General features: G+C 73.8%; 23 protein-coding genes. 13 read left to right on the top strand and 10 right to left on the bottom strand.

Annotation, left to right across the window (positions count from 1 at the left end; genetic code table 11):
* Positions 1 to 32: 32 nt before the first annotated feature.
* On the top strand, positions 33 to 914 hold the full coding sequence (locus tag OG242_RS30470; RefSeq protein WP_405901225.1) for a glucose 1-dehydrogenase: 882 nt from the start codon (positions 33 to 35) through the stop codon (positions 912 to 914).
* 55 nt (positions 915 to 969) lie between these two features.
* Complete coding sequence (locus OG242_RS30465) at positions 970 to 2442, top strand: aminotransferase class I/II-fold pyridoxal phosphate-dependent enzyme (RefSeq protein WP_405901224.1); 1473 nt, start codon at positions 970 to 972, stop codon at positions 2440 to 2442.
* Positions 2443 to 2496: 54 nt separating this feature from the next.
* Here OG242_RS30465 and OG242_RS30460 read toward each other — a convergent pair whose 3' ends face one another.
* Positions 2497 to 3591, bottom strand: coding sequence for a glutamate--cysteine ligase (locus OG242_RS30460; RefSeq protein ID WP_405901223.1), 1095 nt, complete (start codon positions 3589 to 3591; stop codon positions 2497 to 2499).
* 148 nt (positions 3592 to 3739) lie between these two features.
* Positions 3740 to 4876 (bottom strand): PAS domain-containing protein, encoded by a 1137-nt coding sequence (locus tag OG242_RS30455; protein ID WP_405901222.1) that lies wholly within the window; start codon positions 4874 to 4876, stop codon positions 3740 to 3742.
* 80 nt (positions 4877 to 4956) lie between these two features.
* On the opposite strand from OG242_RS30455, the gene OG242_RS30450 reads away from it, so the two are divergent.
* Entirely contained in the window at positions 4957 to 5652 is a 696-nt protein-coding gene (locus tag OG242_RS30450) for an ANTAR domain-containing protein (protein WP_405901221.1), read from the top strand.
* Here the strand turns inward: OG242_RS30450 and OG242_RS30445 are convergent.
* Entirely contained in the window at positions 5649 to 6623 is a 975-nt protein-coding gene (locus OG242_RS30445) for an iron-containing redox enzyme family protein (RefSeq protein WP_405901220.1), read from the bottom strand. The two genes, OG242_RS30450 and OG242_RS30445, sit on opposite strands and share 4 nt — an antisense overlap.
* Before the next feature lie 281 nt (positions 6624 to 6904).
* On the opposite strand from OG242_RS30445, the gene OG242_RS30440 reads away from it, so the two are divergent.
* Positions 6905 to 7462, top strand: a complete 558-nt coding sequence (locus OG242_RS30440) for a DJ-1/PfpI/YhbO family deglycase/protease (protein WP_405901219.1) — start codon at positions 6905 to 6907, stop codon at positions 7460 to 7462.
* A 57-nt stretch (positions 7463 to 7519) separates the two neighbouring features.
* Here OG242_RS30440 and OG242_RS30435 read toward each other — a convergent pair whose 3' ends face one another.
* From OG242_RS30435 to OG242_RS30425, 3 genes are all read right to left on the bottom strand, one after another.
* On the bottom strand, positions 7520 to 8353 hold the full coding sequence (locus tag OG242_RS30435) for a class II glutamine amidotransferase (protein WP_405901218.1): 834 nt from the start codon (positions 8351 to 8353) through the stop codon (positions 7520 to 7522).
* A 142-nt stretch (positions 8354 to 8495) separates the two neighbouring features.
* Positions 8496 to 8858, bottom strand: coding sequence for a YrdB family protein (locus OG242_RS30430; RefSeq protein ID WP_405901766.1), 363 nt, complete (start codon positions 8856 to 8858; stop codon positions 8496 to 8498).
* An 87-nt stretch (positions 8859 to 8945) separates the two neighbouring features.
* Positions 8946 to 10271, bottom strand: coding sequence for an APC family permease (locus tag OG242_RS30425; RefSeq protein ID WP_405901217.1), 1326 nt, complete (start codon positions 10269 to 10271; stop codon positions 8946 to 8948).
* A gap of 214 nt (positions 10272 to 10485) precedes the next feature.
* Between OG242_RS30425 and OG242_RS30420 the strand changes: the two genes are divergently transcribed.
* From OG242_RS30420 to OG242_RS30380, 9 genes are all read left to right on the top strand, one after another.
* Positions 10486 to 12762: a catalase gene (locus OG242_RS30420; protein WP_405901216.1), complete on the top strand. Its 2277-nt coding sequence runs from the start codon at positions 10486 to 10488 to the stop codon at positions 12760 to 12762.
* 120 nt (positions 12763 to 12882) lie between these two features.
* Positions 12883 to 13080: a hypothetical protein gene (locus tag OG242_RS30415; protein WP_405901215.1), complete on the top strand. Its 198-nt coding sequence runs from the start codon at positions 12883 to 12885 to the stop codon at positions 13078 to 13080.
* A gap of 119 nt (positions 13081 to 13199) precedes the next feature.
* Positions 13200 to 13667: a DUF5709 domain-containing protein gene (locus OG242_RS30410; RefSeq protein WP_405901214.1), complete on the top strand. Its 468-nt coding sequence runs from the start codon at positions 13200 to 13202 to the stop codon at positions 13665 to 13667.
* Positions 13668 to 13736: 69 nt separating this feature from the next.
* On the top strand, positions 13737 to 14906 hold the full coding sequence (locus OG242_RS30405; RefSeq protein WP_405901213.1) for an aromatic acid exporter family protein: 1170 nt from the start codon (positions 13737 to 13739) through the stop codon (positions 14904 to 14906).
* Positions 14903 to 17371 carry a molybdopterin oxidoreductase family protein gene (locus OG242_RS30400; RefSeq protein ID WP_405901212.1) on the top strand — a complete coding sequence of 823 codons (2469 nt, stop codon included), beginning with the start codon at positions 14903 to 14905 and terminating at the stop codon, positions 17369 to 17371. Before OG242_RS30405 ends, OG242_RS30400 begins: the two co-directional genes overlap by 4 nt.
* Positions 17368 to 17850: a hypothetical protein gene (locus OG242_RS30395; protein WP_405901211.1), complete on the top strand. Its 483-nt coding sequence runs from the start codon at positions 17368 to 17370 to the stop codon at positions 17848 to 17850. The genes OG242_RS30400 and OG242_RS30395 overlap by 4 nt, the downstream gene beginning before the upstream one ends.
* Before the next feature lie 105 nt (positions 17851 to 17955).
* Positions 17956 to 18720, top strand: a complete 765-nt coding sequence (locus tag OG242_RS30390; protein ID WP_405901210.1) for a VOC family protein — start codon at positions 17956 to 17958, stop codon at positions 18718 to 18720.
* Between the two features lie 338 nt (positions 18721 to 19058).
* Positions 19059 to 20345 (top strand): MFS transporter, encoded by a 1287-nt coding sequence (locus tag OG242_RS30385; protein ID WP_405901209.1) that lies wholly within the window; start codon positions 19059 to 19061, stop codon positions 20343 to 20345.
* Positions 20346 to 20521: 176 nt separating this feature from the next.
* Positions 20522 to 21328 carry a SigB/SigF/SigG family RNA polymerase sigma factor gene (locus tag OG242_RS30380; RefSeq protein WP_405901208.1) on the top strand — a complete coding sequence of 269 codons (807 nt, stop codon included), beginning with the start codon at positions 20522 to 20524 and terminating at the stop codon, positions 21326 to 21328.
* Here OG242_RS30380 and OG242_RS30375 read toward each other — a convergent pair.
* The 4 genes from OG242_RS30375 to rfaE2 are packed head-to-tail and all read right to left on the bottom strand — an operon-like array spanning position 21316 to position 25559.
* A complete protein-coding gene (locus OG242_RS30375; RefSeq protein ID WP_405901207.1) occupies positions 21316 to 22233 on the bottom strand; it encodes a glycosyltransferase family 2 protein in 918 nt (305 codons plus the stop codon). The genes OG242_RS30380 and OG242_RS30375 overlap by 13 nt on opposite strands.
* Positions 22230 to 23141, bottom strand: a complete 912-nt coding sequence (locus OG242_RS30370) for a glycosyltransferase family 2 protein (protein WP_405901206.1) — start codon at positions 23139 to 23141, stop codon at positions 22230 to 22232. The genes OG242_RS30375 and OG242_RS30370 overlap by 4 nt, the downstream gene beginning before the upstream one ends.
* A complete protein-coding gene (locus tag OG242_RS30365; RefSeq protein WP_405901205.1) occupies positions 23134 to 24141 on the bottom strand; it encodes a glycosyltransferase family 9 protein in 1008 nt (335 codons plus the stop codon). The genes OG242_RS30370 and OG242_RS30365 overlap by 8 nt, the downstream gene beginning before the upstream one ends.
* 5 nt (positions 24142 to 24146) lie before the next feature.
* A complete protein-coding gene (gene rfaE2, locus OG242_RS30360; RefSeq protein ID WP_405901204.1) occupies positions 24147 to 25559 on the bottom strand; it encodes a D-glycero-beta-D-manno-heptose 1-phosphate adenylyltransferase in 1413 nt (470 codons plus the stop codon).
* Position 25560: the final 1 nt, after the last annotated feature.

Genomic DNA, 25560 nt, shown 5'->3' with positions numbered 1-25560 from the left:
GACCCCACGACCAGCAACGGAAGAAGGACCTCATGAGCACACCCGGCCAGGACCCCACCGAGCGCTTCGCGCGGCCCGACTTCCCGCAGCAGGACCAGGAGCATCCCGGATGGACCGGGCCCATGGACCCGCCGCCCGACCACGGCGAGGACTCCTACCGGGGCCACGGGCTCCTGAAGGACCGCAAGGCCGTCGTGACAGGCGGCGACTCCGGGATCGGCCGGGCCGTCGCGCTGGCCTTCGCCCGCGAGGGCGCCGACGTGCTGATCACCCACCTGGAAGCCGAGGAGGACGATGCCCGGGAGACGGCCCGCCTGGTCGAGGAGGCGGGCCGGCAGGCGCTGACCGAGGCCTGCGACATCCGCGACGAGAAGCAGTGCCGTGCCCTGATCGGCAGTGCGGTGCAGGAGTTCGGGCGCATCGACGTACTCGTGAACAACGCCGCGTACCAGATGGCCCAGCCCGACGGGATCGCCGCGATCTCCACCGAGCAGTTCGACCGGGTGCTGCGGACCAATCTGTACGGGATGTTCTGGCTGTGCAAGATGGCCCTGCCGCACATCCCGGCCGGCGGGTCGATCATCAACACCACGTCGGTGCAGGCGTACAAGCCGAGTCCGCATCTGCTGGACTACGCCATGACCAAGGGCGCGATCGTCACCTTCACCCACGGCCTCGCGCAGACGCTGGCCTCCGACGGCATCCGCGTGAACGCCGTGGCCCCCGGCCCGGTGTGGACGCCGCTGATTCCGGCGACGCTGCCCGACACGAAGGAGTTCGGGAAGCAGAGCCCGCTCGGGCGGCCCGCCCAGCCGGCCGAGATGGCTCCGGCGTACGTGTTCCTGGCGTCCGACAACGCGAGTTTCATCACCGGGGAAATCGTGAACGCGACCGGCGGCACCCCGCTTCCGTAGCCCTGGGGCGTTCGGTGTGCGGATGGGTGGAACGGACCACGGGAAGGCGGCGGGTATGCCGAAGAATCATGAGGAAGCACCTGTTCTCGACGCCCTGGCCGCCTACCGGCAGCGGGGCGAGCTGGGGTTCACTCCCCCCGGTCACAAGCAGGCCCGGGGCGCCGCGCCCGAGGTCAGGGCCGTGCTGGGCGACGCCGTGTTCCTCGGTGACGTGCTCGCCAGCGGCGGGCTCGACGACCGGCGGATGAAGTCGGGGGTGCTGCAGCGCGCGGAGGTCCTGATGGCCGACGCCGTGCACGCGAAGCACGCCTTCTTCTCGACCTGTGGCAGTTCCCTGTCGGTCAAGGCGGCGATGCTGAGCGTCGCCGCGCACGGTCAGAAGCTCCTGGTGGGGCGGGACGCGCACAAGGCGGTGATCTCCGGGCTGATCCTCTCGGGCATCCAGCCGGTGTGGATCGAGCCGCAGTGGGACACGGAGCGCCATCTCGCGCACCCGCCGTCCGCCGAGTCGTACGAGCGGGCGTTCGAGGAGCATCCGGACGCGAAGGGAGCCCTCGTCACCAGCCCCACCCCGTACGGGGTCGCGGCGGACCTGCGGGCCATCGCCGAGGTGTGCCACCGCCGCTCCCGGCCGCTCGTCGTCGACGAGGCGTGGGGCGCGCACCTGCCGTTCCACCCGGACCTGCCGACATGGGCGATGGACGCGGGCGCGGACGTCTGCGTCACCAGCATCCACAAGATGGGCAGCGGGCTGGAACAGGGGTCGGTGTTCCATCTGCAGGGCGACCTGATCGACCACGACACGCTGGCGTCCCGGGCCGATCTGCTGGGTACCACGAGCCCCTCCGTACTGCTGTACGCCGGCATGGACGGCTGGCGGCGCCAGATGATGCTCGAAGGGCACACGCTGATGTCGCGCGCGCTCGCCCTCGCCGCGTCGGTGCGCGAGGAGATCGAGTCCATCGACGGCCTGCACGTCAACGGCCGCGACGACTTCTGCGGGCCGGGCGCGGGCTCCGAGTTCGATCCGCTTCCGGTCGTCATCGACATCACGGACCTCGGGGTGTCCGGGTACCGGGCGGCGGACTGGCTGCGCGAACACCACCACCTGGACACGCACCTGATGGACCACCGGCGCATCAGCGCCCAGCTCACCCACGCCGACGACGCCGAGACCACGAAGCGGCTCATGACAGCGCTGCGCGATCTCGCACAGCAGGCCACCTCGCTCCCCAGGGGGCCCGAGGTGGCTGTCCCCGCCCCGGCGGAGCTGAGGATGGAGCAGGCGAGGCTGCCGCGCGACGCGTACTTCCACGGGACCGAGGACGTCTCGGTGGAGCAGGCCGGGGGCCGCGTCGCCGCCGAGATGATCACGCCGTATCCCCCGGGCATCCCCGTGGTGCTGCCCGGCGAACGGCTGACGGAGCCGGTGCTGCGCTATCTCCTGACGGGTCTCGAAGCGGGGATGAACCTGCCCGACCCGGCGGACCCGGAGCTGCACACCGTACGGGTCTGCGCGGACGACTGAGCACCCGGTAAGCGACGGACTCCGGCCCCTCGGGGCCGGAGTCCGTCGTCCGTCTCAGCCGCGTGTCCTGGCTACGCATTCGACGACCGCGTCGCGGAGGCTGCCGCTGCGTTCGAGCGCGTCGCGCTGGATACGGGCGCCGGTGCCCCTCTTCAGCACCTGCTCGGTCCCCTTTTCCGCCGCGGCGAGGTCCCCGCTGTCCTCCAGCGCGTCACGCACATGGGCGAGCAGGGCGCGGACGACGTCCGGCGCCGATGCCGGACGCATCGTGGCGGGGTGCAGCAACGGCCCCTCAAGGCCCGAGCGGCCGGCCTGCCAGGCGGCCATGCGCAGCAGCCCCACCCCGTACGGCTCCGGCGGATCACCCGCCCGCCAGGCGCGGGCCGCCGTCTCGACCAGGCCGCGCACCAGGGTGGCGAGCAGCGCGGCGTCGGCGGGTTCCAGACACACGTCCGCGACCCTCACCTCGACCGTCGGGTAGCGGTGCGAAAGCCGGGCGTCGAAGTAGATCATGCCCTTGTCGCGCAGGACGCCCGTGTCGACGAGCGACTGGATCTCTTCGTGGTAGCGGCGCGCGGAGCCGAAGAGCTCCACCGGCCCGGACGAGGGCCAGCGTCCCCACACCCGGCTGCGGTAGCTGCTGTAGGTGGTGTCCTGCCCCTGCCAGAACGGCGAGTTGGCGCTCAGCGCGAGCAGGACCGCGAGCCAGGGACGGATGCGGTCCAGGACCGCGACGCCTTCCTCGTCCGATTCCACGGAGACGTGCACATGGCATCCGCAGGTCAGCTGCTCTTGCGTGGTCAGCCCGAACTTGTCGGCGAGCCACCCGTACCGCTCCCCCTCGCCGATCGTCGGGCTCACGGGGAGCGGCGAGGTGGCGAGTGCCACGACCGCTCCCCCGGCCTCGGCGGCACTGTGGGCCGCCTCCGCCCGCCAGCGCAGGATCTCGTCCGCGAGTTCCCGCATGTCCGCGCGCGGCTCGGTGGCGAATTCCAGCTGCTGGCGGTGCAGCTCCGACTCGAAGACCGAGTCGCCCTCGGCGCGCCGTTCCGCCAGGGCCAGGACGGCCGTCGAGAGCGCTTGGGGGTCGCCGCTCCGCTCGTCGACGAGCAGCAGCTCCTCCTCGACACCCACAGTCCGCACCATCATGTCCTCCATGCTCGATCGGCCGGGGGCGGAGCCCGCCCGCGCCGGAGCGCCTGCGGAGCGGCCCTTCAAGGCTCCCCCACTTCGCCGTATGCCACCTCCCGGCCCCGGCACCCCTGGCCGGGAGTGCTTTTCTCCGTACGCGCCCCGCTCAGCCCGGGCCGGGACCGCACATTCCGTCCCGTTCCGCGACGACGGCCATGTGCCCGGCCGCGATCTCCGCGGTGCCGGCCTCCAGCAGCGAGAACGGCGGCCCGGCCCCCGCCCGGAGCAGGGTCAGCGCTCCCAGCACCGTCCTGCCGTCGGGCGCGGTCAGGGGTACGGAGAGCAGCGAGGTGACCTCGGCCCTCACCATCAGCGGAGTTCCGTCCTCATCGGTCCCGAGCCTGTCCAGATGGTCCGTCAGCAGCTCTACCGCCGCCGCCCCGGACCCCATGACCTCTGCGGCCACGGGGCAGTCGCGCGGGTCCTGCCGCAGGAACGCCTTTTCGAGGGCCGCGTCCTGCGGTGCCGTCGGGCCGTGGACCGCCCCCCGGACCGGACCGGCCGGCGGCCCCAGGTCGAGCAGGGCCCAGTCGGCGAGCCCGTCGCGCAGGAGGCCCGCGGCGGCCCCGAGAGCCGACAAGGGGGGCTCCCCGCCCAGGAGTGCACGGGCCGTGCGGTCCAGGAGGGCGGTCAGCTCGGCCTGGCGGACGACCATGGCGGGGTCGCTGCGGGCTTCGGGGTGTTCGGCCCCGGCGGGCCTGGGCGCGGGCGTCGGCGTGAGCACCAGGAGCAGGTCCGGCCTCCCCTCCCCCGGCGCCGCGATGGCGGTGAGCGTCGCGTACAGCGGGCCGTCCGGCAGCTGCTGGAGGCGGACCGGAAGACTGCGGCCCCCGTCGCCCCGGGCCACGGCCGCCGTATGGGCACGCAGGGCGGCCCGGTCGGCGGGGCGCAGCAACGCGGCGAGCGGCCGGCCTGCCGCGTACGCCTGGGGCAGGCCGGTCAGTTCGGCGGCCGCCGTGTTGAGGCGGCGCACCGCGGTCTGCTCGTCGGTCAGGATGACGGGCCACGGCAGGTGCTCGAAGATGGCCTTGAACGGATACGCCGCCCCGGCTCCCGGGGTCCGCGGCGGCGCCGGTGCCTCCGACGCGTGGCGCAGCGCCTCGATCGCGTGCTCCAGCTCGGCGAGGGCCGCGTCGAGCAGCACCGGGTATTCGGAAGGAGGATGGGCGCGGGCCGCGCGCAGTTCCTGCATGCGAGCGACGAGGGCCTCGACACCGCTCTCGCGTTCCGGTGGCAGGCTCATACGACGAAGCTAGCCGATGTCCCGTGCGTGGACGCTGAGCGGCGCGGGTGGTCCCGTGGCGCCGAGGGAGGCCGAAGCCGATGGAGACGATGCCCGATGCCGCGGCCGTGGCGCCGGGGCTCGCGGTGCTCTGCGGCCGGGCGGTGCGCTGCTCGGCCGGGTGCCGGGGTGCGACGGTGGTGCTGCGGCTCCCCGGCGGGGTGAACCACAGCGCCGCGACCCATCCGGACCTCGCCGCCCTGGCAGCGTTGCAGGAGGAGACCGGCGAGGGGCCCGGCGCCGAGGCCGCCCGCTCGGGCCTGCCGGTGTGGGCGGCCGACCTCGTCACCGACGCACGGTGGCCGGAGTTCCGCGTGGCGGCGCTGGAACGGGGCCTGCGCGCGTGTACGGCCGTGCCGGCCATGGCGGAGGGTGTCACGACGACGGTGACGCTGTACGCGTTCCGGCCGTGGCGGCTCGCGGCGGAGGCCCTGGAGGTGGTCCGGGTGCTGGCCGAGGAGACGGCCGCGGGGCTTCTGCGCGACCATGCCCGGGCGGACGCCGAGGCGGAGGCGGAGCAGTTGCGGACGGCGATGGCGTCGCGGGCGGTGATCGACCAGGCCTGCGGCATCGTGATGCACATGCTGGACTGCGACTCGGACCAGGCCTTCGGCGTGCTGCGCACGCTGTCGCAGCACGCGAACCGCAAGCTGAGCGCCGTGGCGGCGCGGATCGTACGGGTGAAGGGCCGGGGCAGCACACGGGAGCTGCGGCGGCTGCTGGGTGAGGGCTGCTAGTAGGGCTTGGGGGCGCCCCAGTCGGTCAGGAAGCGGGCGCCGAGGCGGTCTTCCAGGAAGCCGGTGGTGCCGATCCCGAACACGACGTCCGCCTCCAGGCCGGGTTCGTCGTCCAGCAGCCCGCGTACGACGTCGTGGCGGACGACCTGTTCGTGGACCGCGTCCGCCTCGACGTGTTCGGTGTAGAAGAACTCCGCGGCGGGCCCGGCCCCGGCGCGCTTCATCGCGAGGGCCAGCCGGCGCGACGCGGGCGACGAGGTGATCTCCACGGCGGCGAAGTGCCCGACCAGGGCACCGCGCAGCCGCCGGTGCAGCCCGAACAGGGACATGAGGTTGACGAGGGCGAGCATTTCGGCGTGGCCGTCGTCCAGGTAGTGGCCGTACGCCGTCTCCAGGCCCAGGTCCGCCATGAGGTCGGCGAAGAGGCGGGCGTGGACGCGTTCGGCCCGGCCGGCGCCGAACTCGTCGTACTCGATCGCGGCCATGCCCGCCTTGGCGCGTCCGCTGAGCCGGGGCAGCACCCAGGCGTGCGGGTCGGCCTCCTTCAGGTGGTAGAGGGAGCGCTGTGCGGCGTAGGCCCGCAGCCGGTCCCGGGTGGCGTGCTCCTGGAGGAAGTGCGAGACGCCCGTGCCCTCGACCGGCTCGACGAGCAGCTCGTCCAGGGTGTCGTCGAGAGCGGCCCCGGGCGGTACGTCCCGGCGCAGGGTCGACTCGAAGCGGCGTTCCAGGGCGGCCCTGACCGACAGCAGGCCCGGGTCCCACTCCAGGGCCGGGTCCACGCCCTCGTAGCCCCGGTAGTGGAGCTCGTAGCAGAGGTACAGGGCGAGCTGGAGGTCGTCCCCGTAGGGCTCCGCCGTGTCGGCCGGGGCGGGGTCCGGCAGGGGGCCGCTCCCCCGCAGGTGGTCGATGACCGCCTGCGAGATCTCGCCGCGGGCCCGGGGAAGCGCGGGTCCGCCCGTCTGACCGGCCATGGTGTCACTCCTCGTACGTCTGCCTGGGCGTTCCGGTCCGGTACCCCCCGTCCGGCACGTCAATCCCGCCTCGCCCCTCCCACCATGTGGGCACGCCGCCCGCGCCGCTACACCGGCGGCCGGACGGCGGGCGTGCGGTTGCGGGCGCCACGGCACGGCCGCAGGCTGCCGGAGGCGGGCGGGCAAGAGGAATGACCGCCTCCATGGGGGGAACCCAGAGGCTGCGCGCCGGAGGCAACGACACCGGGCGTGTTCCCCGCAGGACGGAAGGACGACTGAAGATGAGCGACAACGGCAGCAAGCGCAAGGTGCTGGCGATCGTCACCAACTACGGCGTGGAGCAGGACGAACTCGTCGTGCCGCTCGGCCATCTGCGTGACCGCGGTGTCCGGGTCGATGTCGCCGCGCTGAAGAAGGACGACATCCAGACGCTCGTCGGCGACAAGGATCCCGGCAAGACCGTGCGCCCCGACCTCACGCTGGAGGACGTCGATCCGGCCGGCTACGACCTGCTGCTCGTGCCGGGCGGCACGCTGAACGCCGACACGCTCCGGCTCCAGGGCCCGGCCTGCGACATCGTGCGTTCCTTCACCTCGTCCGGGCGCCCCGTCGCGGCGATCTGCCACGGCCCGTGGATGCTGGTGGAGACCGGCAAGGTGTCCGGCAAGCGGCTCACCTCGTACGCCTCGTTGCAGACGGACATCCGCAACGCGGGCGGTGACTGGGTGGACGAGCCGGTCGTCACGGACGAGTCGGGTGGGTGGAAGCTCATCACCTCGCGCGACCCGGGCGACCTGGACCCGTTCCTCAAGGAGGTCGACGCCGCGCTCGCCGGCTGAGAAGGCGGACCACGAGGGCTGCCCGGCGGACCGGCCGGGCAGCCCTCACGCGGTCTCTCACACGGGCTCCGGCGCGAAGGGCCGGAATTCGTCCTCGCCCGGCTGCACGACCCCGTAGCTGCTCTCCGGGACCTCCTTCCACACGCCGGGCAGCCCGCCGAGCGGTTCCGACACCACCAGGCGGGTGCTGTCGGACACTCCCCGCAGGAAGTCCAGGTCCGGGTGGAGCGCCCGTACGGTCTCGGCCTTGCTGCTGTAGAACAGCGAGCGGGACTTGCCGAGGCTCGAGTAGCGGAACGACCACAGCCGCTCGCCGTCGGACACCGCCACGGTCATCTGGAGCGGGTACTCCACGCCCTCGTCGCGCCCCACGCGTTCGATCAGACCGGCCATCCGCGCCACGGCGCCCGGCACGTCCTGGTCGAGCCCGAAGGTCAGCGCGAGGTAGAACATCACCTCGGAGTCCGTCGAGCCCTCCAGGGCCGAGAACAGTGCCGGGTCGAGCGCCAGCGAGAGATCGCGCCGCAGCCGGTGGAAGTCCGCGATGGCCCCGTTGTGCATCCACATCCAGCGGCCGTGCCGGAACGGGTGGCAGTTGGTCTGCTGGATGGCCGTCCCGGTGGACGCCCGCACATGGGCGAAGAACAGCGGTGATCTGATGTGGCTCGCGATCTCCCTGAGGTTGCGGTTGTTCCAGGCGGGTCCGGTGTCGCGGATGATCGCGGGCGTGTCGGTCTCCTGCCCGTACCAGCCGACCCCGAAGCCGTCCCCGTTGGTCGTCTCGACCCCCATGTGGGAGTGCAGGCTCTGGTCGATGAGCGAGTGCTCCGGCTTGTAGAGGAGATCGCTGAGCACGACACTCGTGCCGGAGTAGGCCAGCCATCTGCACATGAGCGGCGTCCCTTCCCGGGCGGCGGGCAGGGGCCGGGCCGATCGTGCCGGGTGGTGCTTCCGTGGTCCTCGGCCCCTGGGGCGTCCGGTCGTCGTTATGTCCACGCTACCGACTCCGAGGGGCGGCGCGCGCGGTGGAGCGTCAGGCGGCAGGGGCGGGCCGGCGGCGGAAGGTCTCCGCCAGGGCCGTGTTCACCACGACCACGGCCCCCATCACCGCACCGCCGGCGGGGTGCCCGACCCCGTACAGCGCGAAGGCGCCGCCGCCGAGCACCAGGGCCTTCACCGCCAGCACGCCGGCGAGCGGCGGGCGCAACCGGGCGCGCGGTGCGGCGAACAGTGCCCACAGCACGACGGCCGCGGCGAGGACCGCGCAGCCGAGCAGGAGTCGGACCGCCAGGTTGTCCGCCAGGGAGAACCCCCACCGGAAGAGGCAGATCAGCGCCACCATTTCGAGGAGGAACGCGAGCAGTTCGTTCGCCGCCCACCAGGGCCGCCCGGCCACGGACGGAAGCGCCGGATCGTCAGCAGGTCCCTCGTGCACCGCTCCCCCTCGTCGTTCACGTGTGCGCAAGCGTACTGGGGGCGACGTTCAGGGGGTCCGGCGCAGTCGCAGTGCGGCCACCGCGCCCAGGACCACGCCCACCGCTAGCACCACGAGGCCCCGCAGCCAGACCTCGCCCTCGATCTGCGTGGCGAGCCCGATACAGGAGGCGGCGCCCAGGACGGGTACGAGGGTCGGCGCCCTGAAGTGGTCCGGGCGCCCCGGGTCGCGGCGCAGGACGAGCAGCGCCGTGTTGACCAGGAAGAAGACGACGAGAAGCAGCAGGACCAGGGTGGAGGCGAGCGTGGAGACGTCACCGGTCAGGGCGAGCAGCAGCGAGAGGGCGGCGGTCGCGGCGATCGCCGCCCACGGGGTGCGCCGGCCCGGCAGCACCGCCGTCAGGAAGCGCGGCAGCAGCCCGTCACGGGCCATGCCGTAGGCCAGCCGCGAGGACATGATGCCGGTCAGCAGCGCCCCGTTCGCGACGGCGACCAGCGCGATCGCGCTGAACAGCCAGGCGGGCACGGCACCGGCCGTACGGACGACTTCGAGCAGCGGTCCGCTGGACTCGGCGAGCTTCTTCGTCGGTACGGCGGCCGCGGCTGCGGCACCGACCAGGGCGTAGACGGCACCCGCGGTGAGCAGGGCGCCGAAGAGGGCCCTGGGGTAGGAGCGGCGGGGGTCGCGCGTCTCCTCGGCGACGTTGACGGAGGTCTCGAAGCCGACGAACGAGTAGTACGCGAGGACCGCCCCGCTCAGCACGGCCAGGACGGGGCCCTCGCTCTCGGTGCCGAGATCCGTGAGCCGGCCCAGGTCGCCGTCACCGCGCAGCACGATCCAGGCGCCGAGCCCGATCACCAGCAGCAGCCCGCTCACCTCGATGACGGTGGCGACGGCGTTGGCCCGGGTCGATTCGCTGATGCCCCGCGCGTTGAGGAGGGCAAGTGCCGCCAGGAAGACGACGGTGACCAGGACCAGCGGGAGCGTGACGAACTCGGAGAGGTAGTCGCCGGCGAAGCCCCGGGCGAGCGCCGCCACCGACACCACCCCGGCCGCGAGCATGCAGAAGCCGGCCACGAACCCCATGAAGGGCCCGTAGGCCAGGGTCGCGTAGTGGGACGCGCCGCCCGCGCGCGGATATTTGGTGGCCAGTTCGGCGTAGGAGGCGGCGGTCAGCAGGGCCAGGCACAGAGCGACCAGGAGAGGCACCCATACGGCGCCGCCCGCATCGGCCGCGACCTCTCCGACGAGGACGTAGACACCGGCGCCGAGGACGTCTCCGAGGATGAAGAAGTAGAGCAGCGGCGTCGTCAGCGCCTTCTTGAGGCTCGTCGGGGCGTCCGGGCTCTCGGGGGTGATACGGGGAGCTTTCACGCAGCCCGTATACCCGGCGCGTCCCCCGGCAGACGGCGGAACGGCGGCCGGACGGCGGCGTGTCGCCCGTTGGAACGGGAGGTGGGAGCGGATGGCGCAACCCACGTGTCCGGCCGGGGAACGCGGGGTACGCGTGGTCAGGCGATGCCGTCCCGCGCGCGTGCCGATCCCCCGCGCACGGCACTGCCCTTCCCCCCCGCGAGATTGGATTTCAGTGAGCGAGAAGAAGAACCCGGTGTCAGCCGCCGCGGAGAAGATCGCCGGAAAGGTCCAGGACGCCGTCAGCACGGGCAACGAGATCCCCGGCGCCCCCGGCCCCGAGCCCGCCAAGGTCGACGAGCCCACGAAGCCGCGCGGCCCGCTGCCGCCCAAGCACGACCAGCGCGGTCCCGAGACCGGCAGCCCGACCGGGCAGCCGACCGGCACCCCGCAGGACAAGGTGGCCCAGGGCGGCGCCTACCTGACGACCGCGCAGGGCGCGCGGCTGTACGACACCGACCACTCGCTGAAGGCGGGTCCCCGGGGTCCGGTGCTGCTCCAGGACCACCACCTGCGGGAGAAGATCACCCACTTCGACCACGAGCGCATCCCGGAGCGGGTGGTGCACGCCCGCGGTGCCGCCGCGCACGGTGTCTTCCGGGCGTACGGCGCGGCGGCGGGCGTCACGAAGGCGGCGTTCCTCGCCGAGGGCGCCGAGACGCCGGTCTTCGTACGCTTCTCCACCGTGCTCGGTTCGCGCGGTTCCGCCGACACGGTGCGCGACACCCGGGGCTTCGCGACGAAGTTCTACACCGACGAGGGCGTCTTCGACCTGGTCGGCAACAACATGCCGGTGTTCTTCATCCAGGACGCGATCAAGTTCCCCGACATCATCCACGCGGGCAAGCCTCACCCCGACAGGGAGATCCCTCAGGCGCAGAGCGCCCACGACACGTTCTGGGACTTCGTCACCCTGCACACCGAGGCGACCCACCACACTTTGTGGAACATGTCGGACCGGGGCATCCCGCGTTCGTACCGGATGATGGAGGGCTTCGGCGTCCACACGTTCCGGCTGGTCAACGCCGAGGGCGAGACCACGCTGGTGAAGTTCCACTGGAAACCGAAGCTGGGCGTGCACTCGCAGGTGTGGGAGGAGGCCCAGATCACCTCGGGCATGGACCCGGACTTCCACCGCCGTGACCTGGCGGACGCGATCGAGGCGGGCGCCTTCCCCCAGTGGGAGCTGGGGGTGCAGACGTTCCCGGACACCGAGGACCAGATGTTCGAGGGCATCGACCTGCTGGACCCGACGAAGATCGTGCCGGAGGAGCTGGCGCCGGTCCAGCCGATCGGGCTGATGACGCTGAACGCCAACCCGTCGAACTACTTCGCCGAGACGGAGCAGGTCGCCTTCCACGTCGGCCACCTGGTGCCCGGTGTCGACGTCACCAACGACCCGCTGATGCAGGGGCGGCTCTTCTCGTACGTGGACACGCAGATCACCCGGCTCGGCGGCCCCAACTTCCCGCAGCTGCCGATCAACCGTACGCACGCGCCGGTCAACGACATGCTGCGCGACGGGATGCACCAGACGGCGGTGCACCGGGGCGTGGCGCCCTACCGGCCGAACTCGCTGGACGGCGGCTGCCCGTTCGTCGCCGGCGCGGACACCGGGGCGTACATCGAGGTGCCCGTCGAGGTCCCGGCGGCCCGCAAGGTACGCGACGCGGCGGCGTCGTTCGACGACCACTTCAGCCAGGCCCGGCTGTTCTGGCTCAGCATGACGCCCACGGAGCGCGAGCACATCACCGCCGCGTACACCTTCGAACTCGGCAAGTGCTGGGAGCAGGCGGTCAAGGAGCGGGGGCTCAAGGCGCTCGCCAACATCGACCCGCAGCTGTGCGCGCACGTCGCCGAGGGCCTGGGCCTGCCGGCGCCGGAGGCGACCGTGCCCCTGGCCTCGCCCGAGCCGAGCCCCGCGCTGTCCCAGCTGGGGCACACCTGGCCGGTCGACGGGCGGATCGTCGGCATCATCACCGGCGGGGAGAGCGGCCTGGACGCCGTACGGGAAGCACGCGGCGCGGTCCTCGACGCCGGGATGGTCCCGCTGGTCATCGCGCCCTCGGGCGGCAAGCTGGGCCCCGAGAGCGACCCGGTCACCGTGCAGCGCACCTTCACGACCGCCCGGTCGATCGAGTTCGACGCGATCGTGGTCGCGGGCGCGCCCGCGCCGGCCCCCGACGCGTACGGCGCCCGCGACGCGAAGACCGACGACGCGGCCACGGCCACCGGTGTCGACCCGCGCGTCCTGCTGCTGGTGACCGAGGCGTTCCGGCACGGCAAGGCGATCGGTGCCTGCGGCGACGGGGCGACGGTGCTGGAGAAGGCCGGTCTGGCCGCCGACGCGCCCGGGGTGGTGGCCGGCGGGGCCGCGTCCACGGTGCTGGACGGCGTCACCGAGCTTCTCGCAGGTCACCGCGCCTGGGACCGCTTCACCCCGGCTCTCTGACATCGCGCCGGGCCGGAGTGCGTACCCGGCCCGGTCCAGGGCACGCGCGGGAGGAGACCAGGGGTCGGCCGGCGGCGTCCGCACCGACGCCAGCCCCTTCACCGCCATCCGAGGAGACGTATGAACCACCAGGACCGTGAGCACGAGAAGCCGCCCCGGACCGCCGCCGACGAGGTCATCGAGGAGGCGGAGGAGGCCGCGACCGACGTGGCGGACACCGCCGGTCCGGCGAAGCGGCACCACAAGGACCGCGAGGCCGGCGATGCGCTGACCCCGAACGAAGAGGCCCAGGAAGACGTGGACCGACCGCACACCTAGAGTGACAAATGGGGCGTTTCCGCCGTGCCCCGATGGGCACTCGCAGGATGGGAAGGGCGGTCGCCGGGTGGACTCGGCGCCGCCCCCCACCCATGACGCCTCCGACGGAAGGACGAATCATGCCGACAGAGGCACGTGGCGACGACGTCTACCAGCCGCAGGACGACGGCCAGGACCCGCCGAACGACGACCTCGACCTGGAGAACACGCTCGGCGAGCGTGGCCTCGACGACCAGATGGAAGAGGGCTACTCCCCGCCCGAGCGTCCCCTCGGCGTCGACAAGTACGGAACGACGGGCGAGGAGGAACGCCAGGGCGAGTCGCTCGACCAGCGCCTGGCACAGGAGGTCGACGACGTCGAACCGCCGGACGGCGACGGCATCGGCGACCTGGACGGCGGCGACGGCGAGCCGCTGGAGCCGGAGGACGAGACGCGCTCCGGCCGGCTGAGCGCGGCGGACGAGGTGCCCGGGCGGCGCACCGACGTCTACGCCGACGACGTGGGCATCGACGGCGGCGCGGCCTCGGCCGAGGAGGCCGCCGTGCACACCACGGACGAGGAAGAGGACCAGGGCCGGGAGGGCTGAACGGCGGGCCGGGCCCGGACGCGACAGGCAGAGCCGGGCCCGGCTATCGGCGTACAGGGAGGGGTGTCCGTGCATCGGACCGAGAAGACGGCGGCCGCATGGGAACGGCTTGGGGAGGTGGCCTGCGACCTGCGTTTCCCCGACCGCTACCAGCTGGTCCAGTCCCTGAAGGCGGCTGCCGCGGCGGCCCTCGCGTGGGCGTTGACGGGGTGGTGGCTGGCGGCGCCGATGGCGCTGATGGCCCCGTGGGCGGCGGTGGCCCTCGTACAGGGGACCGTCTACCGGTCCGTGCGCTCGGCGGTCGAGCTGCTCGCGATGATGTCCTCCGGCACCCTGCTCGCCGCGGGCGCGGCGGCCATCACGGGAAACACCATGGCCGCCATGCTCATCGCCCTGCCGCTCACCGTGCTCCTCGGCAACTGGCTGCCGGTCGGCGAACAGGGCCTGTACGCTCCCACGACCGCCCTGTTCGTCCTGGCCTACGGGACCTACTCGCTGCCCGCCGTCGGACACCGCCTGCTGGAGACGGTGGTGGGGGCGGCCGTCGGGATCGCGGTGAACGCGATCGTCCTCCCCCCGGTGCACTCGCTGCACGTCAGGAACCTCGCGTACGCGCTGCCCCGCGACTGCTCCCGGCTGCTGCACGACCTGAGCGAGGGCCTCGTCGAGGAGTACGACGAGGAACGCGCGGAGGGGTGGCACCGGGCCGCCGGCGAGCTGCCGGGCGCGCTGTCGGAGCTGCGCGCGGCGCGCGGGTGGGCGACGGAGAGCTTCCGCTTCAATCCGGGGCACCGGATGCGCCGCAGCGCCCCCTCCCCCTCCGAGCGGTGGGACGTGGTCTGGGCGCAGGTGGGGAACCGGCTGCTCACCATCACGCTGACGCTCTGGGAGACCGCGTCCGAGCGGCGGGCGCTGCCCCGGCCGCCGGGCCCGTCCCTGAAGGACCTGAGCGTCGTCCTGGCCGCCGCTTCGGAGGTGTGTGCGGCCGACCGGACGATCATGGAGCAGGGCCCGGACGACGCGTGCCTGGAGGAGCGCGCCGGCCACCTGGCCGAGGCCCGGCGCGCCCTGGCCGACGCCAAGTGCCACCTGGACGCGCCCGGCCCCGACGCCGGCGCCTCGCTCGGCAGCCTGGTGGCCGGCTGCCAGGCCCTGCTCGACGACCTGACACCCGGCGAGGACGGCACGGCGGTCCCCGCCGGCGCGTCCGCACCGGCCGGACCTGAGGAGTACCGATGACACGCACCGACCGCATCGCACAGCCCTGGGGCACCCGCACCCCCTACGGTCCCGGCGAGCCCTGGCCCGTACGGGTGGACACCCGGCTCGCCGAGGGCGTCACACCGGACCAGGTCGAGCGGTGGGTGCAGTCGGCGGCGATCCTGCACTCCAACGGGGACGGGCTCGACATCGCCGTGAAGGACGGCCGGATCGTCGGAGTGCGCGGCCGCGCCCAGGACCGGGTCAACCACGGGCGCCTCGGCCCGAAGGACCTGTTCGGCTGGCAGGCCAACGGCTCGCCCGACCGGCTGACCCGGCCGCTGGTGCGCGACGGGGACGGGCGGCTGGTGGAGAGCGACTGGGACACCGCGATGGACAGGGTGGTGCGCCGCACGAATGAACTGCTGGGGGAGCAGGGGCCCTCGGCGGTGGGTTTCTACACCTCGGGCCAGCTCTTCGCGGAGGAGTACTACACGCTCACGCTGATCGCCCGGGGCGGGATCGGCACCAACCACCTGGACGGCAACACCCGGCTGTGCACGTCGACGGCGGCCGAGGCCCTGAAGGAGTCGTTCGGCAGTGACGGGCAGCCGGGCTCCTACACCGACATCGACCACGCGGACACGATCGCGCTGTTCGGCCACAACATGGCGGAGACGCAGACCGTGCTCTGGACGCGGGTACTGGACCGGCTGGCCGGGCCGAACCCGCCGTCCGTCGTCTGCGTCGACCCCCGCCCCACCCCGGTGGCGAAGGCGGCGACCGTACATCTGGCGCCGCGCCCCGGGACGAACGTGGCCCTGATGAACGGTCTGCTGCGGGAGATCGTGGAGAACGGCTGGACCGACCAGGAGTACCTCGACCGCAACGTCGTCGGTTTCGACGAGCTGAAGAAGCGACTCGACGCGTACACGCCGGAGCACGTGGCCGGCATCTGCGGTGTCCCCGCCGAGCAGATCCGGGAGGCCGCCCGCGTCCTCGGGACGGCCGAGCGGCTGATGTCGACGGTGCTGCAGGGCTTCTACCAGTCCCACCAGGCGACCGCGGCGGCGGTGCAGGTCAACAACCTGCACCTGGTTCGGGGCATGCTCGGCAGGCCCGGCTGCGGGCTCCTCCAGATGAACGGCCAGCCGACCGCGCAGAACACCCGGGAGTGCGGCGCCAACGGCGACATGCCGGGGTTCCGCAACTGGGAGAACGACGCGCACATGGCGGAGCTGACCCGCCTGTGGAACCTGGACCCGCTCCACGTGCCGCACTACGGCCCGCCCACGCACGCGATGCAGATGTTCCGGTACGTGGAGGAGGGCTCCATCCGGATGCTGTGGGTCAGCGGCACCAACCCCGCGGTGTCGCTGCCCGAGCTGCGGCGCATCCGGTCGGTGCTGGCGCAGGAGCGGCTGTTCCTGGTCGTCCAGGACGCCTTCCTGACCGAGACGGCGCAGCTCGCCGACGTGGTCCTGCCCGCGGCGGTCTGGGGCGAGAAGACGGGCACCTTCACCAATGTGGACCGCACGGTGCACCTGTCGGAGAAGGCGGTCGAGCCGCCCGGCCAGGCCAGGTCCGACCTGGAGATCTTCTGCGACTTCGCGCGCCGGCTCGGCCTGGAGGACAGGGACGGCGGCCCGCTGGTCCCGTGGAACGACCCGGAGGCCGCGTTCGAGGCGTGGAAGGAGTGCAGCCGGGGCCGCCCATGCGACTACACGGGCCTCACGTACGCCAAGCTGCGCGGCGGGAGCGGCATCCAGTGGCCGTGCAACGAGCAGCATCCCTACGGCACGGAGCGGCTGTACGAGAACGGCCGGTTCTGGAGCGACCCGGACTACTGCGAGAGCTACGGGCGCGACCTGGTCACCGGGGCGCCGCTGGAGGAGACCGAGTACCGGGCGATGAACCCGTCGGCGAAGGCGGTCATCAAGGCCGCCGAGTACCTTCCGCCGCACGAACCGCCCGGCGAGGAGTACCCGTTCTCGCTGATCACCGGCCGGACGCTCTACCAGTTCCACACCCGGACCAAGACGGCGCGGACCCCGCAGCTCCAGGCCGCCGCCCCTGAGGTCTGGGTGGAGATCTCCGCCGGGGACGCGGCCGCGTACGGCATCGAGGAGGGCGATCTCGTGGAGGTCACCACCCCGCGCGGCACGGTCAGGGCCGCGGCACGCGTCAGCGGCATCCGGGACGACGTGCTGTTCCTGCCGTTCCACTACGGCTACTGGGACACCGAGGGCGGGTTCGAGCCCCAGGGCGGCGGGCGCGCCGGCAACGAGCTGACGCCCACCGAGTGGGACCCGGTCTCCAAGCAGCCGCTGTTCAAGACGGCCGCCGCCCGGCTGCGCCGCCTCGGGGCCACCGGCTCCCCCGCCCCGGCGCCCACCACCACCGCCTCGGCGCCCGTCGGGGGCGCGGCCGTGCCCCCGACCACGGGCGGCGGCGCGGGCGATGCGGACGAGGAGCTTCACGCGTACCAGGAGGAGAGCCGATGAAGCTGGACATGGTCCTGAAAGAGGTGCACCACGGGGAGAACGCCCTGGCCGTGCGGCTGATGCGGCTCTCCAGCACCCATGCGACCGACCACGAGGTGCATCACGTCGCCCGCGACCTGGCCGCCTGGTCCCGGCAGCATGTGCGGGAGCTCGCGGACGCGGCCGCCGATCACGGCATCGACCTGGATCCCGAGCCGAAGGAGGAGTCGCCGGCCGCGGCCTGGCTGCGGGAGAAGGGTGGCGAACTCGTCGGACGCCGCCCCGAGACGGGCCTGCTGCTCCTGCGTGATCTGCGCGACACGTACCTGAAGGCGGCGGCCGTCTCCGTGGACTGGGAACTGCTGGCCCAGACCGCCCAGGCCGCCCGTGACCAGGAGCTCCTCGACCTGACCGAGCGCTGCCACCCGCAGACGCTGCGTCAGCAGCGCTGGGCCAACGCGATGATCAAGGTCGTATCGCCCCAGGTCCTGACGAGCTGACCGGCTCCCCGGTGCGGAATCGGGCGCGGGCACCGGCACGCGCGGGTGCGCCGCCCCCGGCGGGAGCGCATCGTGCAAGAGGGACCCCCGGCGAAGGAGCGCCGCATGCCTAGCCTCGACTGGAAGACGCCCGTGGCGGGCGCGCCCTGCTGGGTGAGCCTGACGACGCGCGAGCTGCGGGTCGCACAGTCCTTCTACGAACAGGTCATGAGCTGGGAGTTCCACGACAGCACCCTCGGTGACGACTTCGTGCTCGCGCGCGCCCATGGCAGGGCGGTCGCCGGCATCGGCTGGTGCCCGGGCACGGACGGCCCTCCCCCGGCCTGGATCCCGTACTTCGCGGTGCCGGACGCGAACGCGACGGCCGACCGGATCAGGGAGCGCGGTGCCACGCTCGCCGTGGGTCCGCTGCCGCTGGGCGAGGGACGCGCGGCGATCGCGGCCGACCGGGAGGGCGCCGTCTTCGGATTCTGGGAGGGCCCGGCGCCCGTCTGGTCGGACGGGCCGCGCGCACCGGCGCGCGTGGACCTCCGGTCGCGCCACGCCTTCGAGGCGGCCATCTTCTACGCGGAGGTCTTCGGCTGGACCAAGCCGCACAGCCGGTGCACGGTCGACTACGCGGAGGCCCGCGTCCTGGTGCGGGCGGGCGGGCACACCGTGGTGACGATGCGTGGCGGCGGGGTGGAGAACCATCCGGATCCCCGGGTCCGGGCCCGCTGGATCACCGACTTCCTCGTGCCGGACAGCCCGCGGACGGCGGAGGCCGCCGTGGCCGCGGGCGGCGAGGCGACGCCCGTGGTCGGGCTGCCGGAGACCGCGTACGTGATCTGCGATCCGGAGGGTGCGCTGTTCACCGTCTCCGACCGCTGACCGGGCTCCGTGTGAGCAAGCACACCAGCTCCTGAACTCGTCCTCCACGGGCGGGCTTTGGTCGTTCTTGTGCGCCCGGGGAGGGGTCCGGCCGCGACTCCGGAGGATACCTGGGCGCGTTGTTTGTGAAGATGAGATGTGCCGACGGGCAGCAGTCCGTCCGCCTTCCGCAGCCGAGGCATTAACGAGACACCGTTCCGTGATCCGACACGTGCTGCTCATCCCTGCCGTCGTTGGAAATGTGCTCTCCCGTGCCTCCTGCCGCCTCCGTGACCGACTCCGCCCGGACATCGCGCCGCCGCGACAGCAGCCCCTGGCGCTGCCTCTCCGTTCCCAGCATGCGCTGGTGGTCCGCCGCCAACCTGGTGTCCAACACCGGGGCGTGGATGCAGCTCACCGTGCAGAACCTGCTGGTGCTCCAGATCACCGGCTCGGCCGCGGCGACGGGGCTCTCGCTGGCCGTGCAGGCCGGGCCGGGGCTGCTGCTCGGCGTCTTCGGCGGGGCCGTGGTGGACCGCTGGCCGCTCAAGGTCACCGCCGCGGTCAGTCAGGCGGTGCTCGCCGTGATCGCCTTCTCGACGGCCGCCCTGATCGGGGCCGGGCTGCTGAACGTTCCCGTGCTGCTCGTCCTCGCGGCGATCACCGGCATCGTGAACACCATCGACGGGCCCGCGACCTCGCTCCTCGGCAACGACCTCGTGCCCCGGACGGATGTACCCTCGGCCATCGCCCTCGGCTCGATGGTGCACAGCGCCGGGCGACTGGCCGGGACCGCACTGGCCGCCGTGGCCGTCGGGACGCTCGGCACCGGGTCCGCCTACGTGGTCAACGGGATCTCCTTCCTCTGCGTCACCGCCGTGATCCCCTTCCTGCGGCCGGCCGGGGGCCCGGCGCCGGCCGCGCGGCCGTCCCTCACGAAGCGGGCGCCCGCGCCCCGGCCCGGGAAGCGGGCGGCCGGGCGCGGCGACGCACGCGCCGGGGTCGCCTACTTCCTGGGGAAGCCGGGCCTGGTCGCCCTGGCCGGGATCACCGCGGTGAGCTCGGTCTTCGGCCGGAACTACCAGCTGACGCTCGCCGTGCTGGTCATCGGCCCGATCGGCGCCGACGAGAGTGACTTCGGCACGGTCTCCACCGTGCTGGCCGTCGGCGGCATCCTGGGCGCCGTCGTCGCCGGGCGGCTGCGCAACCCGACCGTACGGCTGGTGGGCGTCCTCGCCGCCTGTGGCGGGCTCCTCCAGGTCGCGGCGGGGCTCGCCCCGGGGCTCATGGTGCTCATCGCCCTGGTCATCCCCATGGCCGTGGTGGAGTCCGTGTCGGACACGGCCGGGTCGACCGTTCTGCAGACCGAGCCCGAGCCCGAGATGCGGGGGCGCGTGCTCGGCGTCTGGCGCAGCGCGAGCACCGGCTGGCAGCTGGTGGGCCCGCCCCTGCTCGGACTGCTGGTCGAGTTCGCGGGGGCCCGGGGCGCGCTGGTCGCCGGCGGGCTGCTGATCGCCGGGGTCATCGCGGCCGGCGGACTGCGGGGGCGTGCGACGGGCCGGAAGGCGGCGGGGCTGCCTGAGGCCGTCCACCAGGAGCCGGTGCCGGCCGCGGTGCCCGTGCCCGCCCTGACGCCGGCCGCCTGAGCAGGAGGCCCGGGGGCCGGTGCTCGGCGCGTGCATGTTTGAGGCGGCTTTGTACGGGAAATGGCCAGGCGTGCTTCGGACAAGAGGCGCGCCCGTGGGAGCTCTGATCCGGGTGCCGCCTGTCCGCAGGTGCTCCCGCGGTGGTCCGGACAGGCGACGCCGAGGGAGTGAACACGATGGCCGGTGCCCGACAGACAGCGCCCGCACGACGCCAGGACGCGCCTTTGAGGGCGGCCGCCTTCCGCCGGCTCCGGGCTCTGCCCGACGGCCCGGAGAAGAACGAACTGCGCCGCGCGACCGTCTGCGCCTGGCTCCCCATGGCCAACCGGCTGGCCTCGCGCTTCCGTGACCGCGGGGAGCCGCTGGACGATCTGCGCCAGGTGGCGGCCATCGGACTCGTCAAGGCGGTGGACCGCTACGACCCGGCACGCGGCAAGGCCTTCGAGACGTACGCGATACCCACCGTGGTCGGCGAGCTCAAGCGGCACTTCCGCGACCACACCTGGGACGTCCATGTGCCGCGCCGGGTCCAGGACCTGCGCAACCAGGTGCGGCTGGCCCGCCGCGACCTCTCCCAGACGCTGGGCGGGCGGCTGCCGACCGAAGCGGAGATCGCGGCCCGGACGGGGCTGTGCGCGGAGGACGTCCGGGACGGTCTGGAGGCCCTGGACAGCTACCGCACGCTGTCGCTCGACGCCGAGACGCCGAGGGCCGCCGGAGACGGGTCCTGCCTCGCCGACACCCTGGGGCTCTGCGACCACGCGCTGGACGTCGCCGTGGACCGCGAGGCCGTCAAGCCGGGGCTGCGCAGCCTGCCGGAACGCGAGCGCACCATTCTCTACCTCCGGTTCTTCCGCGACATGACGCAGGAACGGATCGCCGAGGCGCTCGGCATCTCGCAGATGCACGTCTCCCGGCTCATCGCCCAGTGCTGCGAAGAGGTGCGCAGGCAGGCCCTCCAGGAGACCGGTCAGCCGACGTAGCGCCGCGCGGTACCCTGCCGCTGCGCCCGCTCCAGGGCCGCCAGCCGCCTCTCGATGTCCGGCGGTACCGGCCGGCGCTGGCGCAGCACCCAGGGCAGCCCCCGCCCGGCGTGGGCGAAGGCCCGGAGCGACGCCCGGTCCCTGGGGACCGTGGCGAGCAGGTAGAGGGTGCGCCGGAGCGCCGAGCGCGCGGGGCGTCGCAGCCAGGTGAACCAGAGGGTGTTGCGCAGGCCGAGCACGCGCCGGGCGGTACTGTCGCGGACGGTGGACGCGGCGTGGTGGATGACCATCTCGGGGACGTACGCCAGCCACCACCCGGCGCGCATCAGGTCGGTCGCCATCAGCTCCTCCTCACCGCCGAGCCAGAGCCCGGGGTGGAAGCCGCCCGCCTCGCGGAACGCCTCGGTGCGCATCACCGTGGCCGCCGCCAGGAACGAGCCGATCGCGGGTCCGGGCAGCCAGGGCGGGCCGGTGAGCGGCGAGTCGCGGAGTTCCGCCACCACGGGGTCGTCCTCCCCCGCGGGCTCGACGACGATCCGGGCGGTGACGGCGGCCAGGCGCTCGTGGGCGTCGAGCCGGTCGGCGGCGACGCGCAGGGCGCCCGGGTCCCACCAGGTGTCGTCGTCGCAGAAGGCCACGTACGGCGTACGGACCTGGCGGACGGCGAGGTTCCGGCCGACTGCGCCCAGGTTGCGGCCCGGGGTGAGCAGCCGTATGTCCGGGAAGTCGCGCGCGACGGCCTCGGCCGTGCCGTCCTGCGAGCCGTTGTCCGTGACGACGACGGCCGGCTGCTCCGGGAGCCGGCTCAGCAGGCGCAGGGTGCGCAGCAGCTCGGAGCGGCGGTCGCGCGTGATGATCACCACCGTGACGCGCGGGTCCGGTGCGGGCGGGGCGCCGGGGCTCATCGGTCGTCTCCGTTCGGCGGGGCACTCTCCAGGAGCCTGATCAGGTCCTCCACCCACGGTGGAAGCCTCCTGCGCCGGCGCAGGGCCGCGGGCAGCCGCACCAGGGCCTCGCCCAGGGCGCGCCCGGCGCCCGGCCGGCCGCGTGCCCAGGCACCGGTCAGCCGGGTGGTCTCGCGCAGGGCGACCCGGACCGGCCGCCGCAGCCAGGCCGTGAGAAGGGAGTTGCGGAGGACGGCTACCGTGCGGCCGGGCCTCTCCCCCGGGTCGGGGCCGTGGTGGGCGGTCAGGGACGGTTCGTAGACGACGCCCCAGCCCGCGGCCGTGAGGTCGTAGGCGAGCAGGGTCTCCTCGGCGCCGAAGAAGAGGAGGCCGTGGTAGCCGCCCGCGTCGAGGAAGGCGGAGCGGCGGACCACGGCCGCGCAGCCGAGGAATCCCAGCACGGGCGTTCCGGGCAGGTCCGCGCGGGCGGGCAGGGGCGAGGCGGCGAGCACCCGGTTGAGCGGGTCCGGCTCGCCCGTCGGGTGCACCAGCGTCCGGGAGGCCAGCAGGCCGAGCTTCGGGTAGGAGTCGAAGAGGGCTTCCGCGGTCTTGAGGGCTCCGGGCTCCCACCAGGAGTCGTCGTCGCTGAAGGCCACATAGGGCGTGGTGGCCCGGCGCGCCGCGAGGTTGCGGCCCAGGGCGCCGGTGTTGCGGCCGGGTGAGAGCAGCCGTGCACCGACGGGATGGCGCCGTACCGCCTCGTCGGTGCCGTCCGTCGACCCGTTGTCCACGACGAGGACGGGCGGCTTCTCCGGCAGGGCCGCGAGCCTGTCCAGGGTTCTGACGAGGCTCTCGCGGCGGTTGCGCGTGATGATCGCGACGGTGGTGCGGCCGTCCCGCATGGACGGTTCGCGGGCGTGCTCAGCCATGCCCGGCCGCCTCCTTCGCCGCCTCGCCCCGGTGCAGGGCGGCCAGGGCGCTGCCCGTCACCTCGTCGGGGCAGATGCGCAGGAGCTGCGGGTCCGGGGTGGCCGCGTGCGGGTCGCCGGGCGGGCCGGGGTGCCAGAGGGCGGTGTGACGGCGCTCCGGAGGCGGGCCCCAGAGCGAGGGGGCGACCGGGCCGAAGAGGGTCACCGACCGGGTGCCGTGTGCGAAGGCGAGGTGGGCGGGCCCGGTGTCGCCGCTGATGAGGAGGGCGGCCCCGGCAACGAGCGCGGAGAGGTCGTCGAAGGAGAGGGTGCCCGCGAGCAGGTCGGTGGCGTCGAGTCCGGCGCGTCCGGCGATCTCGGCGCAGAGCTCCTCCTCGCCGGGGCCGCCGCTGACGACGACGCGGTGTCCGGCGTCCCGGAGCGCCGAGGCGACGGTCGCGTACCGCTCGGCGGGCCAGCGGCGGGCCGGGGCGTCGGCGCCGGGGTGGACAACGACCGCGCCCGGGGCCGGGGAGGCCGTGGCGGGCGGCGGGATGCGGACCTCGGCGGGGTCGGCGGGGACGCCGTGCGCGGTCAGGAACCGGCACCAGCGCAGCCGCTCGTGCTCGTCGCGGCGCCAGTGGGGCGGGTCGGGGTGGTCCGCTTCGGGGCGGGCGAAGGAGAGCGTCCGGCCGGGGCGGAGCGCGGCCAGGGCGTCGTGGCTCAGCCGTCCGTTGCCGTGCAGGTCGATGGCGACGGCGGGCGGCGGGCCCGGCCAGTGGTCCAGCGAGGGCACCTGCCGGCCGTTCTCGGGCGTGGCGAAGTGGACGTCGACGGTTCCGGTGGCCCGGACCGCCGCCGCCAGGCTGCCCGGCGCGGCGAGCACCGTCTCGTGCTCCGGGAAGGCGCGTCGTACGCCTCTCAGCGCCGGCACCGCGGCCAGGAGGTCGCCGAGCCCGAGCGCGCGCAGGACGAGGACGGCCGGGCGGTCGCCCGAGGGGGCCGGTCGGGTCGCGGCCACCGGGCTCACCGCCGGGTGGGTGCGCCGGGGCGGCCGGCGGCCCGCTCCACGAGGCGGGTGCTGGAGCGTCCGTCGAGGTAGGGCAGCAGCACGACCTGGCCGCCCCAGCTCTCGACGAGGGCGGTCTCGGGCAGGTCGGTGAGGGCGTAGTCGCCGCCCTTGGCCCAGATGTCGGGGCGCAGTTCGTCCAGGAGGCGTTCGGGGGTGTCCTCGTCGAAGACGAGGACGGCGTCCACGCAGTCCAGCGCCTCCAGGACCCGCGCCCGGTCCTCGGCGGGCACCACGGGGCGGCCGCCGCCCTTGCGGCGCCGGACCGAGGCGTCGGAGTTGACGCAGACGACGAGGCAGTCCCCGGCCCGGCGGGCGGCCTGGAGGAGTTCGACGTGTCCGGCGTGCAGCAGGTCGAAGCAGCCGCCCGCGGCGACGACGGTGCCGCCGCGTTCGCGGACGCGCCGGACGATCGCGCGGGCGTCGCCGGACGTGTCGGCCGCATCGGCGGGCCCCGCTTCCCGGAGCACCGCGTGGGCGCCGCCGGCGGCGACGAAGCGGGCGGCGGCCTCGACGGCCTCGCGCACGGCGAGTTCGACCAGATCGCCGTCCGCGAGCCGGCCGGCCACGGCGACGGCGAAGCTGTCCCCGGCGCCGCAGCAGTCGCCGCTCGCCCGCCAGGGCGCGGGCACCAGCAGCGGGGGGCCGCCACGGGAGAGCAGGGCGCCGTGCTCGCCGAGGGTCACCGCCACCGAGGCGATGCCCCACTGGTCCAGAAGGACCCGGGCGTCCGCGGTCGCCTGGCGCAGCACATCGCGGTGGTCCTCGGGGCGCGCGGGGGCGGCGGGCGCCGGCTTCCCGGCGAAGTGGCGGGCTTCGGCGGCGGCGGGGGTGGCCAGCCGGGTGCCGGGGACCGGGGGGCCGCCGGCGGGGTGCGGGTCCCAGACGACGGGGACACGGGCGGCGCGTGCGGTCAGCGCCTCGCGCAGGACGTCGGCGGTGCCGCGCCCGTAGTCGGCGACGAGTACCGCCCCGGCGTCGGCGAGCGCCTTCTCGGCGCCGGTCGCCGGGCCCGTGGCCCGGCCGTCTCCCTCGTCGAGGCGGAGCAGGGGCCGCCCGTCCGCCATGAGCCGGGTCTTGCGGGACAGGGGGCCGTCGAGTGGGAGTTCCACGAGGTGGACGCGGTCCGCCAGCAGGTCCCGTACCGCCTGGGAGGCTTCGTCGTCGCCGAGGGCCGTGACGAAGGTGATCTCCCGGCCGTCGGCTGCGGCGAGGCGGGCCGCCAGTGCGGCGCCGCCTGGCCGGGTGCGGTGCTCGATGCCGCCGACGACGGGGACGGGCGCGTCGGGCGCGAGCCGCTCGGCGCGGCCGGAGACATCCTGGTCGAGCAGCGAGTCGCCGACGACCACGAGGGGCGCGGGGCGCTTCATG

It is taken from the genome of Streptomyces sp. NBC_00727 (assembly GCF_045161745.1).
In the GTDB taxonomy this organism is placed as follows: domain Bacteria; phylum Actinomycetota; class Actinomycetes; order Streptomycetales; family Streptomycetaceae; genus Streptomyces.
Note: the sequence above shows the minus strand (reverse complement) of the source record. Positions and strands in the feature narration are given on the sequence as shown.